Annotated in this window: 9 protein-coding genes; 7 read left to right on the top strand and 2 right to left on the bottom strand. The window is 61.7% G+C overall.

Annotated features, from left to right (window positions below):
* Positions 1-160: 160 nt before the first annotated feature.
* From ssnA to xdh, 4 genes are all read left to right on the top strand, one after another.
* Entirely contained in the window at positions 161-1516 is a 1356-nt protein-coding gene (gene ssnA, locus DWW12_RS00485; RefSeq protein WP_117854486.1) for a putative aminohydrolase SsnA, read from the top strand.
* Positions 1517-1665: 149 nt separating this feature from the next.
* Positions 1666-4665 carry a putative selenate reductase subunit YgfK gene (ygfK, locus tag DWW12_RS00480; protein WP_117854484.1) on the top strand — a complete coding sequence of 1000 codons (3000 nt, stop codon included), beginning with the start codon at positions 1666-1668 and terminating at the stop codon, positions 4663-4665.
* Positions 4666-4676: 11 nt separating this feature from the next.
* Positions 4677-5156: a 4Fe-4S binding protein gene (locus tag DWW12_RS00475; protein ID WP_055252516.1), complete on the top strand. Its 480-nt coding sequence runs from the start codon at positions 4677-4679 to the stop codon at positions 5154-5156.
* Between the two features lie 12 nt (positions 5157-5168).
* Positions 5169-7946 (top strand): selenium-dependent xanthine dehydrogenase, encoded by a 2778-nt coding sequence (gene xdh / locus DWW12_RS00470; protein ID WP_117854482.1) that lies wholly within the window; start codon positions 5169-5171, stop codon positions 7944-7946.
* 375 nt (positions 7947-8321) lie between these two features.
* Here the strand turns inward: xdh and DWW12_RS00465 are convergent, their stop codons facing one another.
* Entirely contained in the window at positions 8322-9533 is a 1212-nt protein-coding gene (locus DWW12_RS00465; RefSeq protein WP_158564331.1) for an IS3 family transposase, read from the bottom strand.
* A 171-nt stretch (positions 9534-9704) separates the two neighbouring features.
* Positions 9705-10703: a hypothetical protein gene (locus DWW12_RS00460; RefSeq protein ID WP_117854479.1), complete on the bottom strand. Its 999-nt coding sequence runs from the start codon at positions 10701-10703 to the stop codon at positions 9705-9707.
* Between the two features lie 650 nt (positions 10704-11353).
* Between DWW12_RS00460 and DWW12_RS00455 the strand changes: the two genes are divergently transcribed.
* The 3 genes from DWW12_RS00455 to DWW12_RS00445 all read left to right on the top strand — a co-directional run bounded on the left by DWW12_RS00455 (position 11354) and on the right by DWW12_RS00445 (position 15826).
* Positions 11354-11995 carry an SIMPL domain-containing protein gene (locus DWW12_RS00455; protein ID WP_117655018.1) on the top strand — a complete coding sequence of 214 codons (642 nt, stop codon included), beginning with the start codon at positions 11354-11356 and terminating at the stop codon, positions 11993-11995.
* Between the two features lie 359 nt (positions 11996-12354).
* Positions 12355-13014 (top strand): 3'-5' exonuclease, encoded by a 660-nt coding sequence (locus DWW12_RS00450; protein ID WP_158564329.1) that lies wholly within the window; start codon positions 12355-12357, stop codon positions 13012-13014.
* Positions 13015-13339: 325 nt separating this feature from the next.
* A complete protein-coding gene (locus DWW12_RS00445) occupies positions 13340-15826 on the top strand; it encodes a hypothetical protein (RefSeq protein WP_117854476.1) in 2487 nt (828 codons plus the stop codon).
* The last annotated feature ends 108 nt before the right edge of the window (positions 15827-15934 follow it).

Genomic DNA, 15934 nt, shown 5'->3' with positions numbered 1-15934 from the left:
TCGTCCGCCGACGTCATGCGGCGCCAAGCCGCACTTCAAAGGGTTTGTCCCTTTGGTGAAGCGTTGACGGGAGAGGGCCCGTTTCCGGTGTAGGCCGGCGCTTCGCACTCCGCCATGTCAGAGGTGTCAAACCCCGCCTCTGATGTCGAAGGGAGCATCCATGCTTCTGGTCGCTAACGGTTCCGTCTTTACCCGCAACGCTCAGGCCCCGTTCATCCCCAACGGTGCAGTCGCCATTGACGGAGATACGATCGTCGAAGTGGGCCCCGAGTGCGAGCTCAAGGTCAAGTACCCGGATGCCGAGTACGTCGACGCCCGGGGCAACCTCATCATGCCCGGACTCATTAACTGCCACACCCACATCTACTCGGGTCTGGCCCGCGGCCTTGCCATTAAGGGCTGCAACCCCACCAACTTCCTGGAGAATCTTGAGCAGCAGTGGTGGAAGATCGACGACAACCTGACGCTCGACGGCACCAAGGCCAGCGCCTATGCCACGATTTTGGACTCTATCCGCGATGGCGTCACCACGATTTTCGATCACCATGCGAGCTTCTGCGAGATTCCGGGTAGCCTCTTTACCATTAAGGATGCAGCTCAGGAGCTGGGCATGCGTTCGTGCCTGTGCTACGAGGTCTCCGATCGCCGCGGCCAGGAAAAATGCGACCAGGCCATTGCCGAGAACGCCGAGTTTGCCCAGTGGGCCGCCAAGGAGCGTCGCGATAACGACAACCACATGATCGCCGCCATGTTTGGCGGACATGCCACCTTCACGCTTTCGGACGAGACCATGGACAAGATGGCCGAGGCCAACAACGGCCTGACCGGCTTCCACATCCATGTGTGCGAGGGCATGAACGATGTGTGGGACTCCCGCCTCAACCGCGGCGGCATCAGCCCCGTCGAGCGCCTGCTGCAGCACAATCTGCTGGGTCCCGACACCATGCTCGGCCACTGCATCCACGTGACGCCTGCCGAGATGGATATCGTCAAGGAGTCCGGTACCTGGCTGGTCAACAATCCCGAATCCAATATGGGCAACGCCGTGGGCTGCGCCCCCGTGCTCGAGTTCTTCCGCCGCGGCATCCCCGTGTGCATGGGCACCGACGCCTACACCCACGATATGCTCGAGAGCCTCAAGGTCTTCCTGATCATTCAGCGCCACAACGCCGCCATGCCCAACGTGGGCTGGTGCGAGGCCATGACGATGCTGTTCGAGAACAACGCCAAGATGGCGAGCAAGTACTTCGATCGCAAGCTCGGTGTGCTCGAGGCCGGCGCTGCCGCCGATGTCATCGTCATGGACTACAAGCCCTTTACGCCGCTGAGCGAGGAGAATATCGACGGCCACATGCTCTTTGGCATGATGGGCAAAAACTGCCGCACCACCATCATCAACGGCCGCGTCCTGTACAAGGATCGCGAGTTCGTTGGCATTGATGAGGACAAGATCAACGCGTGGACCATGGCCGAGTCCAAGAAGCTCTGGAGCACGCTCAACGATCGAACCTACTAATTCACAAGTAGATTCGCGCGCGTCGGATGTTTCGCCGCATCCGACGCGCGCATAGGCGGCCTCCGCGGGGTCGCCGGCGCTGTGCTAGCGCTACACCGTATTTGCGCCCGCCGCGCGGTCTCGCCGGGCGTTACAGAGAGGAGCTCACTATGAGCGACATCATGAGGCCGATCCCGTTTTCGCAGCTGATGAACTGGATCATCGAGGAGCACAAGACCCAGGACGCCATCTTTGGCGTGCGTAAGATGGTCACGACCAACCAGGAGGGTGCGCTTCCCATTTTTGACGAGCGCATCGAGACTCCGTTTGGCCCGGCTGCCGGTCCCAATACGCAGCTGGCCCAGAACATCGTGGCCTCTTATGTGGCCGGTTCTCGCTTCTTTGAGCTCAAGACCGTCCAGGTTATGGACGGCGAGGAGCTCTCCAAGTGCGTCAACAAGCCCTGCATCGTGGCTCAGGACGAGTGCTACAACTGCGAATGGTCGACCGAGCTCGAGGTTCCGCAGGCCTTTGCCGAGTATGTGAAGGCATGGTTTGCCTGCCACCTGATCGCTCGCGAGTACGGTCTGGGCAGCCCGGACGGCTTTGTCTTCAACATGTCGGTGGGCTATGACCTGGAGGGCATTAAGAGCCCCAAGGTCGACGCCTACATCGAGGGCATGAAGGATGCCAGCGGCTCCGACGTCTGGAACGAGTGCCGTGCCTGGGCGCTTGCCAACCTGGACAAGTTTGAGCATGTCGACGCTGCGTTTGTCGAGTCCATCCCGGCGCGCGTCTCCAACTCCATCACCGAGTCTACCCTGCACGGCTGCCCGCCGGCGGAGATCGAGCGCATCGCGACCTACCTCATCACCGAGAAGGGCCTCAACACCTACATCAAGTGCAACCCCACGCTGCTGGGCTATGAGTTTGCACGTCAGCGCCTCAACGAGCTGGGCTTTGACTATATCGTCTTTGATGACACGCACTTCCGCGAGGATCTGCAGTGGGCCGATGCCGTGCCCATGTTCGAGCGCCTGATTGTCCTGTGCGCCGAGCGCGGTCTGGAGTTCGGCGTCAAGCTGACCAACACGTTTCCCGTCGACGTGACCAGGAACGAGCTGCCTTCCACCGAGATGTACATGTCCGGCCGTTCGCTGTTCTCGCTGACCATCGAGGCCGCCCGCCGCATTACCGAGCAGTTCGATGGCAAGCTGCGCATCAGCTACTCCGGCGGTGCCACGGTCTACAACATCCGTGCCCTGTATGACGCCGGCATTTGGCCCGTCACCCTGGCGACTGACGTGCTCAAGCCCGGTGGTTACGAGCGCTTTAGCCAGATGGCCGGCGAGTTTACCGACCTGGACGGCAAGCCGTTTGAGGGCGTCTCGCTCGAGGCCGTGACCGCGATCCAGACCGACTCGCTCACCAACCCGCTCTACAAGAAGCCGCTGCGCCCGCTGCCCGATCGCAAGGTCGCCGGCAAGAGCCCGCTTTCCGACTGCTTTACCACGCCGTGCCGTACGAGCTGCCCCATCCAGCAGGATATTCCCGCCTACCTGGCGGCTGTTGACGAAGGTCGCTTCGAGGACGCGCTCAACATCATCATCGAGCGCAACGCCCTGCCGTTCATTACCGGCACCATCTGCCCGCATCCCTGCGGCCGTGCCTGCGAGCGTGCGTTTTACGAGCCCGAGGGCGCCCAGATTCGCGCCAGCAAGCTCAAGGCCGCCCGCGAGGCCATGGCCGCCGTGCTGCCCAAGCTGCGCGCCCAGGCCATCGCCAACGACGGCGAGCGCAACGTTGCCGTTATCGGCGGCGGCCCGGCCGGCCTGGCGACGGCGTTCTTCCTGACACGTGCCGGCGTGCCCGTCACCATCTTTGAGGCCCGCGATTCGCTCGGCGGCGTGGTCCGTCACGTCATCCCCGAGTTCCGTATCGCCAGCGACGATATCTCCCACGACGCCGAGCTCTGCCTGGCCTTTGGTGCCAAGGTGCAGCTCAACGCCCGCGTGGAATCCATCGACGAGCTCAAGGCCCAGGGCTTTACCGACGTGGTCGTGGCCACCGGTGCCTGGATGCCCGGCTCTGCGGGCCTGGGCGAGGGCGCCGAGCTCGACGTGCTGGAGTTCCTCGAGGCCGCCAAGAAGGGCGAGAAACTTGAGCTGGGCGAGGATGTCGTGGTCATCGGCGCCGGCAACACCGCCATGGACGCGGCTCGCGTGGCCAAGCGCCTGGCCGGCGTGAAGAACGTGCGCCTGGTGTATCGCCGCACCAAGAAGCAGATGCCCGCTGACGAGGAAGAGCTCGATCTTGCTCTTGCCGACGGTGTTGAGTTCTGCGAGCTGCTGGCCCCCAAGGCGCTTAACGGCGCCGTGCTGACCTGCGACGTTATGGAGCTTGGCGAGCCGGATGCAAGCGGCCGTCGCAGCCCCGTCGCCACGGGCGAGACCGTCGAGCTTTCCGCCACCACGGTGATCTGCGCCGTGGGCGAGGGCATCGATGCCAGCCTGTACGATGCCGCGGGCGTCGAGCACGACCGTCGCGGCCGCCTTGCCGCCACCTCCACCGGCGTCGAGGGCGTTTGGGCTGCCGGTGACTGCCGTCGCGGTCCGGCCACCGTGGTCGAGGCTATCGCCGACGCCGCCGAGGTCGCCCGTGCCATCGCCGGCGTGGACTTTAACAAGTACGTCGACTGCAACGAGCAGGCCGGCCGCGAGGACACCTGCTACGAGCGCAAGGGGTCGCTGTGCCGTGACAAGCGCAACTGCACCAAGACCCGCTGCCTGGGCTGCGGCTCGGTGTGCGAGGTCTGCTGCGACGTGTGCCCCAACCGCGCCAACGTGGCAATTAAGGTGCCGGGCCTGGCCAAGCATCAGGTCGTCCATGTCGACGGCATGTGCAACGAGTGCGGCAACTGCGCCGTGTTCTGCCCCTACCAGGAGGGTCGTCCCTACAAGGACAAGCTCACCCTGTTCTGGAGCGATCAGGACATGGAGAACTCCGAGAACGAGGGCTTCCTGGCCGTGGACGAGGACCACTTTAAGGTTCGCATCGCCGGCACGGTTCGCACCGTCTCGGTCGATGCCGTCAACACCGGTCTGCCCGAGGCCGTCCGCCTGACCATCAAGGCCGTGCGCGACAGCTATCCGTATCTCCTTAAGAAATAGGCGAGTCTCTTATGGCCAAATCCATTCAACATAACGTGGCCTACGTTGCCTGCGGAAGCGGCTGTGCCTCCGCAGGCGGCGACGCCCGCTGCAGCGAAGGCTGCATTGGCTGTGGCGCCTGCGTCACGGCCTGCCCCCACGGCGCCATTGCGCTGGTCGATGGCATCGCCCGCGTTGATCGCTCCAAGTGCACGGGCTGTGGCCTGTGCGGCATGGCGTGCCCGCAGCGCGTGATTGCCTTCGTTCCCGGCTACCAGAACATTCTGGTGCGCTGCAACAACACCGATAAGGGCGCCATTGCGCGCAAGATCTGCGACACGAGCTGCATCGGTTGCGGTATGTGCGCCAAAAAGTGCCCTGCCGGCGCTATCCGCATCGAGGACAACTGCGCCCATATCGACGGCGCGGACTGCCTGTCGTGCGGCATGTGCGCCGTCGTCTGCCCGCATGGCGCCATTCACGACCGCACCGGCATCGCCGCCGGCGTGTAGAAGGGAATCACCATGGCACAGGAATTCACTTTTACCGTTAACGGCGTGGAGCGCACAACGACCCAAAACAAACCGCTGCTGCGCTACCTGCGCGACGACCTGCATATCCATTCCGCCAAGGACGGCTGCTCCGAGGGCGCCTGCGGTACCTGCACCATCCATGTGGACGGCGCGGCCGTCAAGGCCTGCGTGCTGACCACCGCCCTTGCCGCCGGCCGCAACATCGTGACCGTCGAGGGCCTGCCCGAGGACGTGCGCGAGGCGTTTGTGTACGCCTTTGGCGCCGTGGGCGCCGTGCAGTGCGGCTTTTGCATCCCCGGCATGGTCATGGCGGGCGCGGCGCTCATCGCCGAGGACCCCGAGCCCACCGAGGAGCAGATCAAGTACGCCATCCGCGGCAACGTCTGCCGCTGCACCGGCTACAAGAAGATTATCGAGGGCATTTCGCTGGCCGCTGCGGTGCTCCGCGGCGAAAAGCAGATCGACGAGGATCTGGAGCGCGGCGATGACTACGGCGTGGGCAAGCGCGCCTTCCGTATCGACGTGCGCAAGAAGGTGCTCGGCGAGGGCAAGTATCCCGACGACATCGACGAGCTCGATCAGCCGGGCCTGATCTATGCCAGCGCCGTGCGCTCCAAGTATCCGCGCGCCCGCGTGCTCTCCATCGACACCTCCAAGGCCGAGGCCCTGCCCGGTGTGGTGGGCATCCTGCGCGCCGAGGACGTGCCGGTCAACCAGGTCGGCCACCTTATCCAGGACTGGGACGTCATGATCGCCCAGGGCGATATCACCCGCTGCGTGGGCGATGCCATCGTGCTGGTGGTTGCCGAGGACGAGGCGACGCTCGAGAAGGCCAAGAAGCTCGTAAAGATCGATTACGAGCCGCTGGAGCCCGTGCGCAACATTGTCGAGGCCAAGGCCGCCGACGCCCCACGCCTGCATGACAGCTTCTTTGCCTTTGGCAACACGGTGGAGCTTAAGGACAACGTGTGCCAGAGCCGCCATGTGACGCGCGGCGACGCCGCCAAGGCGCTGGCAGAGAGCGCGTTCACCGTGACGCAGCGCTTTACCACGCCCTTTACCGAGCATGCCTTCTTGGAGCCTGAGTGCGCCGTCGCCTTCCCGTACAAGAACGGCGTCAAGGTGCAGTCGACCGACCAGGGCGCCTACGACACGCGCAAAGAGTGTGCCCACATGTTTGGCTGGGACAACGAGCCCGAGCGTGTGGTCGTCGAGACCATGCTCGTGGGTGGCGGCTTTGGCGGTAAGGAGGACGTTTCGATCCAGCACCTGGCCGCGCTTGCTGCCTATAAGCTCCAGCGTCCTGTGAAGTGCAAGCTCACGCGCGCTGAGTCGCTCGCCTTCCATCCCAAGCGCCATGCCATGGATGGCACCTTTACACTGGGCTGCGACGCCGAGGGCAACTTTACCGGCCTGGACTGCGAGATCAACTTTGACACCGGCGCCTACGCGTCGCTGTGCGGCCCGGTGCTCGAGCGCGCCTGCACGCATGCGGTCGGCCCCTACAAGTACCAGAACACCGACATTCGCGGTTTTGGCTACTACACCAACAACCCGCCCGCCGGCGCGTACCGCGGCTTTGGCGTCTGTCAGTCCGAGTTTGCACTCGAGAGCCTGATCGACTTGCTGGCAGAGAAGGTCGGCCTGGATCCGTGGGAGATTCGCTACCGAAACGCCATCGAGCCGGGCGAGGTTTTGCCCAACGGCCAGATTGCCGACTGCTCCACGGCGCTTAAGGAGACGCTGCTCGAGGTCAAAGATGCCTACTATGCGCATCCCGGACACGCCGGTATCGCCTGCGCCATGAAGAATGCAGGCGTGGGCGTGGGTCTGCCTGATGCCGGCCGCTGCAAGATTCGCATCGAGGACGGCGTGGCCGTGGTCTATGCCGCCACGTCCGACATCGGCCAGGGCTGCAACACCGTCTTTTTGCAGGACGTTGCCGAGGCCTGCGGTCTGCCGCTTCGCTGCATTGCCAACGGCGAGTGCTCCACCGAGAACGCTCCCGACTCCGGCACCACGTCTGGTTCGCGTCAGACGGTCGTGACCGGCGAGGCTGTGCGCGGCGCCGCTTTCCTGCTGCGCGATGCCATGGTTGGCATCGAGGCCGGCAAGCCTGCGCCCGCCGCTCCCGTGAGCGCGCATGGCGACGGCGTCAAGATCGAGTACAACGACGGTCGCGCCTATCAGCTGCGCGCGCAGGAGCTCGTCGCTGGTCAGGGTATGCATCCTCAGGACCCCGCGACCGCCATCAAGGCGCTCGAGGGATGCGAGTTTGGCTACGTGTATCTGGAGCCGACCGACAAACTGGGCGCCGACGTCCCCAATCCCAAGAGCCACATCTGCTACGGCTTTGCCACGCACGTGGTCATTCTGGATGATGACGGCCGCGTGAGCGAGGTCTATGCCGCGCACGATTCCGGCAAGGTGGTCAACCCCATCTCGATCCAAGGTCAGATTGAAGGCGGCGTGCTCATGGGTATGGGCTATGCGCTTACCGAGGACTGGCCGCTCAAGGACTGCGTGCCCCAGGCAAGGTACGGCACACTCGGGCTGTTCCGTGCGCCCGAGATTCCGGATATCCACGCCATCTACGTGGAGAAGGACGAACTGCTGCCCGTGGCATACGGCGGCAAGGGCATCGGCGAGATCGCAACGATCCCCACGGCGCCCGCCGTGCAGAACGCCTACCGCGCGTTTGACGGCAAGCTGCGTCCGGATCTGCCCATGGTGGATACGCCGTACAGCCGCGCCCGTCACCGCGGGTAGGGTAGAGCGCGGATGGCATTTCTGACGGGCTGTTCGCGCTCACCATCAACTGCATATGCTGTGCCTTTGGCCCCGGCTCCATCGCGAGCCGGGGCCTTTTGTTTGGAGCGGAAACTGTGTCCCGGAATAGGCGCTCAGAATGGGATGCGCTTTCCGGTTGGAGCTTCAAACGGAAAGTGCATCCCGGAATCCGCGCCTGGAATGGGACACACTTTCCGGAACAGCCCTCAACCGGAAACTGCGACCCGGAATCGATGCTCAGAATGGGATGCGCTTTCCGAATCGCCTTCAGGCGGAAATTGCATCCCATTCCGAGTCTTCATTCTGGGACACGCTTTCCGCAAGGAGCGGAACTGCGGACGATTTCCTGGACCGTCACGCGGCCCTTCCCAGCGCGGCGCGGAACTCGGCCGGCGTGCGGCCGCCGAGCGCATCGCTGCGCCTCTCCGTATTGTAGCGGCCGATCCAGCCACCGAGCTCCTCGATGAAGCGGGCGGGGGCCCAGCCCGTCCAGTCCCTGCCGTGCCAGAACTCCCTCTTGAGCAGGCCGAAGAAGCCCTCCATCGCCGCGTTGTCCGGGCTGCAGCCCTTGGCGGACATGCTCCTGGTGAGGCCATGCCCCTCGCAGATCGAGATCCAGCCGGGCCAGCGGTAGTGCCCGCCGCGGTCGGAGTGGATGACGGGGCCCTCGCCGGGCGCGAGCAGCGCGCAGGCGTCCTCGAGCGTCGAGTTGGCGAGCGCGGCGTCCGGGCGCTCGCCGGCCCTCCACGCCACGACCGAGGAGTCGAAGCAGTCCCTGATGGCCGACAGGTAGACCTTCCTGCCGGAGGGCAGCCTGAACTCGGTGATGTCGGTGAGCCACAGGAAGTTCGGCAGGGCCGAGCGGAAGTCGCGCCGCACGAGGTTCGGCGGGGCCGGCGTCGGCTCGCCCGCGTAGGAGCTGTAGGCCCTCCTCTTCCTCCTCATCCACCTGGGGACCAGGCCCTCCTCGCGCATGATGCGGCGGACGACCTTCTCCGAGGCGCGGACGGGCTCGTCGAGCTCGCGGAGCCTGCGCACCACGAAGCGGTAGCCGCGCGCGCCGTCGCCGTCCTCCAGGAACACGCGCCGCACGAGGGCCCTCAGCGGCGCCAGGCGGTCCGGCCTGGCGATCGCGCGCCGCTGGTAGTCATAGGAGCTCCTCGATATCCTCAAGAAAGCGGTGAGTTCTCTCAAGGACCACTTCCCCGCAGGCCTCAGGCGGTCTATCACCAGGGTCTTCTCCCTGTTCGACATCCCGTCGAGGCTCGCGGCTTTTAAAACGTCGTTCACCGCCCTGAGGACGGCGTTCTCCAGGACGAGGCGCTCTATCAAGGCGTCCTTGTCGTCCGGGTCGATGTCGGGGTACACCGGACCGTCCCCGACGACCTTCGGCAGCTCCATCTTCGCGACCGCCCTCCCGACGGTTCCGCCCGCGGCCACGAACCTCGTCCAGCGCGCGACGGCGCTCTTGCTCGGACCGTCGAGCTCCCGGGCTATCTCTCTGCACGAGAGCCCGGAGCGGCGGAGCTCCCCGGCCCTCTCTACTACGGCTTTACTGTATGTCATGCGGACTCCAAACCGGACCTTGACGGTCCAACTTTTTGTCCGCAGTCCCAGCTTCGTCGGGAAACCATGTCCCATTTTGAGCATTCAATCTGGGACATGGTTTCCGCGGGTGCTGCCAACCGGAAAGCGTGTCCCGGTTTGGCAGGCAGACGGGCATAAGCTCAGCAGCTCCTACAGGTCTACCTCGTTGAGCCATGTCGGCAGCGCGGTCTGCCGGATACCTGCCGTCTGCAGCTTTTTAGCGAGCATTCCTGCCGAGCGGACCTCGTTCATGGTAAAGCGCAGCAGAGGGTGACCGTAGAGCGATAGGTGTGCCTCGCGCTGTCGTTCGGCAACGAGCGCCTCGGCGGTGGTACGTCCGGCTAGCATGGTCTGGTCGGTATATTTGATGAGCCCGTCGAGCTCGCCCAGTGTGAGTTCCCGCGCCTGGCGCTCCCAGGCAAAGTCCGTTCGTATGGGCTTGGCCGAATCGAAGGGGTCCGTCAACTCGTATTGAAGCCAGTCGGGCGCAAAACCCGTCTCGATCATGACGGCGCGGGCGACCGATTCCCCGCCGCTCTCGGCGCGGGCATCGGCATATCGAAGCGTTGTGAGAGCCGTACGAATCGCGCGACCATTGCGGGCGGTCGCTCGTTGCTCGACGGCCTCCATCAACTGCTCTCGTGTAAGGCCGAGCTTTGAGATCGCCGAATCGGCAATGGGCATGCCGTCGGCAAAACCAGTTTGCAGCAGGCAATCTGTGGCCGTTTGGATGGGCGGCGTTACCGATATGCCGGATAGACGGATTGCTCCGGTCGGCTCGATCTGATGCCGCTGAATATGCGCGCCCGGGCGAGCCGACGGCTTGGTGACGCTGCAGACATGCACGACATTCAGGTGTCGCCACGAGACCTCGAGCCCCAGCAGGCAGGCGGCCGAAAACGAGCAGAACGTCCAATCGGGGTGGATGATCGCAAGGGCGCGAATAATCTCGCAATGACGCCGCGCCCGGTTGAGTTTATCCCAGCGCATTTTACGCGCGAACAGTCCCGGCATGGGCGAGACGACCATGTCGCCGATGCGCCGAAGGAGCGCTTTTCGGATCGCCGTGCTCGGGGGAATCAGGCAACGCCCCTCTTGTTCGGCTTGAGTAAGCAGTTGGTCGATGAGTTGGTTATTGCAATGGGTCATGAGCTACCGCCTTCTTTTTGGGTAGCAAAAACGTATCAGCCGCAACTTGCCGCCCAACTGACCAAAAGCTGACCAAAATCTAACCATGCAGGTAGATGGCCTGTTTTTGGCGACATTTTTACATCCGAATCGGTGGGCGGTAATCGGCGACCTTGAACGGTAGCTAGATATGAAGTCTTGGTAAGTTTCGGGACGTGTACTTTTTTGAAAAAGAGCAATCTATCTGCTGTTTTGTGTTTCTGGATTGCATGTTTGAAGGCATGTGATAAGGGCTGCGGATCGTCGTTTTGTATCTGCGGAAACTGTGACCCGGAATTGCCGCTCGGAATGGGATACGCTTTCCGGAACAGCCCTCAACCGGAAACTGTGTCCCAGATTTCGGCCTCAGAGTGGGATGCCGTTTCCGGATCGGGCCTCAAGCGGAAATTGCATCCCGGAATGAGCGCTCAGAGCGGGATGAACTTTCCCAATGGGGCCGCAGACGGAAACCGTGTTCCGGATTCGACGCTCAGAATGGGATTCGCTTTCCGGTAGGGGCTTCAAATGGAACATGCGTCCCGGGGCCCCACACGGCGTCGCCACACAACTTTGTGTCCGCACGGACGGCTATGTTTACTGCAACGTAGCCATTCGTGGAAAGGACGGATGCCATGGCAACGGATAAGACCGGTTATGTGAGCGTTGGTGCCCGGATCGAGGATAAGGTCATGCCCGATCGCGTGATCTTTAGCATTGGCTTTGGCGGCCGCTTTGATACCAAGGAGGCGTGCCTGGACGATTACAACGCCGATCGCGCCAAGGTCGCCGCCGCGCTGGTGCCCTTTGGTCTGGATGACGAGTTAACGTGTCGCCGGTACACCTGCTATGCGCAGACGACGCGCAAAAGGGCAATCATCGTGGGCTACGACTACTATGCGTACGGCACGGTTGCCGCGCCTGTCGATTCGATTGACTGTGCGGCTGTGTGGACGGCGCTCAACACCTGCGGATCGCATGCCGACATGAACATTCGATTTGAACTTGCGGATGAGCGCGCGGCGGAGGACGTCCTGATTGCCCGCGCTGTCGAGCGCGCCCGCGGTAATGCACAGGCGCTTGCTGCGGCGGCGGGGGCTAAGCTGGGCGGCATCAAGCATATCTCGTATAACAGCCGGCCGGGGGATTATGGCGGGGTGTACTGCGCTGCCATGGGCGCTCCCGATGGGGTATCCGGAGGCCTTGGGGAAACGGTGCTGGATCCGGAACCCATCGAGGTCGAGTGCTCCGTGGACGTGGAGTGGTGGCTGGAATAGCGGACGAGTCGGGTGGGCGTCGAGCCTTCATGACTGAAAAACCATTTGTTAAACCCAACGTCCGTGGGTAGAATAAAGTCGACGGCAGCCCAAGTGGTGAAGAGCTGGGCAGCGCCGTTACTTAGTTTAAGGGGTCAATGCCTTAGCGGCGTCGACCCCTCTTTTTATGCTTCGCACGCTGCTTGAGTGCCTCGGTAAGCCCGATAAGCGCCGTGAGGAGCGAGACCAAAGCGGTCAGGAGCTTCACGAAATCAATCAGATTGGTCATTTCATGTCCGCGTGGGCGCCTATTCTTACGGCAATGTAGCCGCCTATGTAGCTATGTAGCAAGCGGCAAGCAACGGAGAAAGGCCCTAACCTTGTCAGCTGAAAAGACGCCGGGTATCTCGGCTATCGATACGACGAACTTTGCGCGCCAGATCGTGCTGGACTTTGAGTTTGCGCCGGTGCCAAAGCAGCGCCAGCGTCGTGGACTGCGCAACGAGATTATCGAGGTCGGCGCCGTCAAGCTCGATTACCACGGCAACGTTATGGGCGAGTTCTCGCAGTTTGTGCAGACGGAATTTACCGAAGGCGTTGCGTTTCCCGTCCGCGAGCTTACGGGGATATCGGCTGTGGACACCGCGATGGCCGATCTGCTCTACGTGGTGATCAAAAGGCTCAGCGATTGGGTCGGTCGCTACTCCGCCCAGGTGGTTTGCTGGAGTGGGACGGACCGTCGACAGCTTTTGACCGAGTGCCAGGCAAAGCACATCGATCTTTCCGCATTTCCTACGGACTGGGCCGACATACAGGCGTTTTACACCTCGATCATGGACGTTGGCAGCCACGGGTGCGTCTCTTTGAGTGACGCGGCGACGTGGTTTGGCATCGAGTTCGACGAGTCGACGGGCCACGCCCACAGCGCCTTAGCCGATGCGCGCGTGACCGCCAAGCTGCTCAAGCAGATGATGGAGGGGGACTATCACGTGAGTCCGCGCGCCCAGGAAGTCCGCCAGCGGTGGGGGATGGGCGAGTGAGCCCAGACGCGCCTTTCCAGCAAGTGCCTCGAGCTGGGTGACCTGCTGCTGAAGCTGAAGGCGGAGGGGAGGTAGGAGGCTCATTTGGCGACAAGCGGACGGAATGGTTGCGCGAAGGATTCTAGGATCAGCAGCAGAAGACTGCGTTTGGGATCCTACTCAAGGACGCGCTGACACTCGCTGGGACCAAGCAGGTCAAGAGCGTGGACATCGAGATGGCTTCCATTATCGAAGAGCGGCTTGCTAACATGATTCGCTGGACGAATAGGCAGAGACCCGTGACGCTGCGTGCGTCATCGTGCACAATGAGGTGTATAGGCTGCCAGTGGCGAACTATCCCGACGAGGTTCTGAGCAACTGCATCACCGAGATTTTCGAATACTTCTACGAAGAGGGATTTGGCGGCGTAGAGCAATCTGATTTTACGCGTTTGCAGGAGGAAGCCGGTATGGCAGACGAACTTGTTTTTAGTGCTGGCGAGATAGTTTACGCCATGCCTCAACTGCCCAAAGTTACATCTGTGCCGCTGAACGGTAGCGCCGTGCTGGTTGGTTTTAAGGACGCTCCCGATGGGGAGGAGGTCCTCTTTGATTTTGACCCTCGGGCTGAAAGGGCTACGAAGCTCGACTATGAACTTGCAGCCGTTAGCGGGCTCCTCACGGGTGCGTTGAATATCCTTTGGCAGAAAGACTTCAACCTAGAGGGTGCCAAAGAGTGGAGCGACGAGAAGGTTGGCAAATTCGTTCTTACGATTGCCAAGTCTGCGGGTATGACAAAGGCGGATGCAACTCTAGAAGACGCTATTCGCTTTCTAGAGAAAGAGTTTCCTCTTGCCACGGACAAGCTGACTGCCGAGTTTGGCGGCGGGCTCCAACATCATCTGCGGGATTTCTCGCACCACCCGAGCTTGGTTGGCCTTGCGTGTTCGATCCTCTCGCAATTCACCTGCAAAGGCTATGGTACCGATACGGCCGGCCGGTTTGTCGCCTTTGACCTGCCTGCCGCCGCCTTCGATCCCGACTGCCCTCTTGTAGGCAGGAACGTTCCAGAGAAGATCGCGTTTGGCACTCTGTTCTGGGCGATGCATCTCGTGAGCGACATGGCGGGGTCTAGTTCAAACCCCGGTAAGGGGACGGGCATTCCCGGCGTCGTGCTGTCCCTGCTAAAGGAGCTCTCCTCCCTGCCTGTTTTTCAAGACATGCAGATTGCCTATAAGGGCGAGGATATTCGCATTCAGCAATGGATCTCAAAGCTGTTTAACGGAACGGCGTTCAAAACCGAGGACGGCAAGCCCATTCGCTTCGACCTTCGGACGGAAGTCGGCCTGCTCGATCAAGCTTTAAGCCAGGTGCCAGCAGTCGTGGCCAACGAGGTTATCGTTCGTTGTCTCTACATGCTTTCAAGGCTCAAGGCCGAGCTGGAACGTTGCGAAGTGAGCAAGGTTTCCGGCTTGCAAAAGCTCAAGGCTTCGCATTTCATGCCCTATAACAGCAGGGTTCTCACTCGCATGGTCACGGTTTCGAGCACTTCGTTCGTTTTGGTGAATCTAGCGACGGCGGCGGCCAGGGCGGGTATCGAATGCGAGGGGAACAAGGTCGTGTTCGCCCAGAAGCTCTTCTTGCGAATAAACTACGTTGGAGTTGGACGCCTTGCGTTTGCCCTCCATGCCGACTGGGGCTATATGGCGGAGGAAATGTCCGAGGCTTGGACTGAGCGCGCCAGGCGCCGCCAGGATATCTTCGATAGATTTCACTTTTATAGCCTAGATAGAGAAACGACGAGGATTGCCTTCTCGCTGAAGCTTGCCGCCATCAACTACGACTGCGGGAACGAGAAGAACGAAGTGCGCAAAGGGCAAAAGAGGAGCTGGGCCCGCGCGTGGCAGGATTCGGTCGCGGATGGCCTAGGCATTGATGCAGACGGCTACTTTTTGAGCGAGGAAGATGCGTACGGAGCCCTTGAGACAGTTTCGCGGCGGCGAGGCGGTAAAGTGCGTGCCTTGCTTGTTGCACAGGAGTTGGTTGAGTTTCGCCCCTATTCCCAGATGGGAGATGAAGAGAAAAAGGAATACAAAGGTTTGAAGGAGAGTGGATCTTGGGTTAAACACGAATTTCCCAGGAGACAAGACGCGGTTGATTTGGACGCCATACGTTCTCTCGAGAAACGTTGCGGGACACGCTTCCGCGAGCTTTCAGGTACATTGCCAAAGTTCTTGGTGGGCGGCGTCATTGTCGTGGCGGCGGCCGTAGGCGCAGGAGGGGCGGCCGCGGTACTCGCTCCGGATATTGCTGTCGGTATCTTCGGAGGCTCATTTGCCGGCCTTCACGGGGCTGCGCTTGTCAATGCGAGCCTTGCTGCAGCTGGCGGTGGGGCCTTGGCCGCCGGCGGCATGGGCATGGCCGGTGGCACTGCTTTGATTACGGGCGGCGGTGCCGCGCTTGGTCTATTGGGTTCCGGCGGCGTTGCCTTGGCGGCATCGATGGGGGAGGACTACGCGCAGTTCGTGCTCGTCGAATGTTCGAGGCTCCTTGCTTTTCTTGATGTGGCTACTGACCGCTGCCCGCATGAGGGGGCCATTTTGGTGCGGAAAGCAGCCGAGGCCGTGCAGCGCGGCATCGCTGGCATTGAAGAAGATGTCGAGAAGGAGAACGGAAAGGGAAATCGCAAGGATGGCAAGTTGCTTAAGCAACTGAAGAAGGGTCTTGGGTATTTGACTTCGACCCTTAAGCAGATCGAGAAGATGCAGAGGCGCCTTGGCACCGCCGGTGAGGGTGAGCCGCTCAACAGCTTGCCGGCATCGGGTGATGAATAGGTACACTGCATATTGATGCCCCGGGAATGGCCTCTGATATGAGTCGCCGGGGTTTATTTTGTTTGGGTATGTAAAATTACTGGTTGGGTCAATAAATCAGTGATTGGT

The sequence above is a fragment of the Collinsella sp. AF14-35 genome, from assembly GCF_003464565.1.
Taxonomy (GTDB): Bacteria; Actinomycetota; Coriobacteriia; order Coriobacteriales; family Coriobacteriaceae; genus Collinsella.
This window is presented reverse-complemented; position numbering and strand designations above follow the sequence as displayed.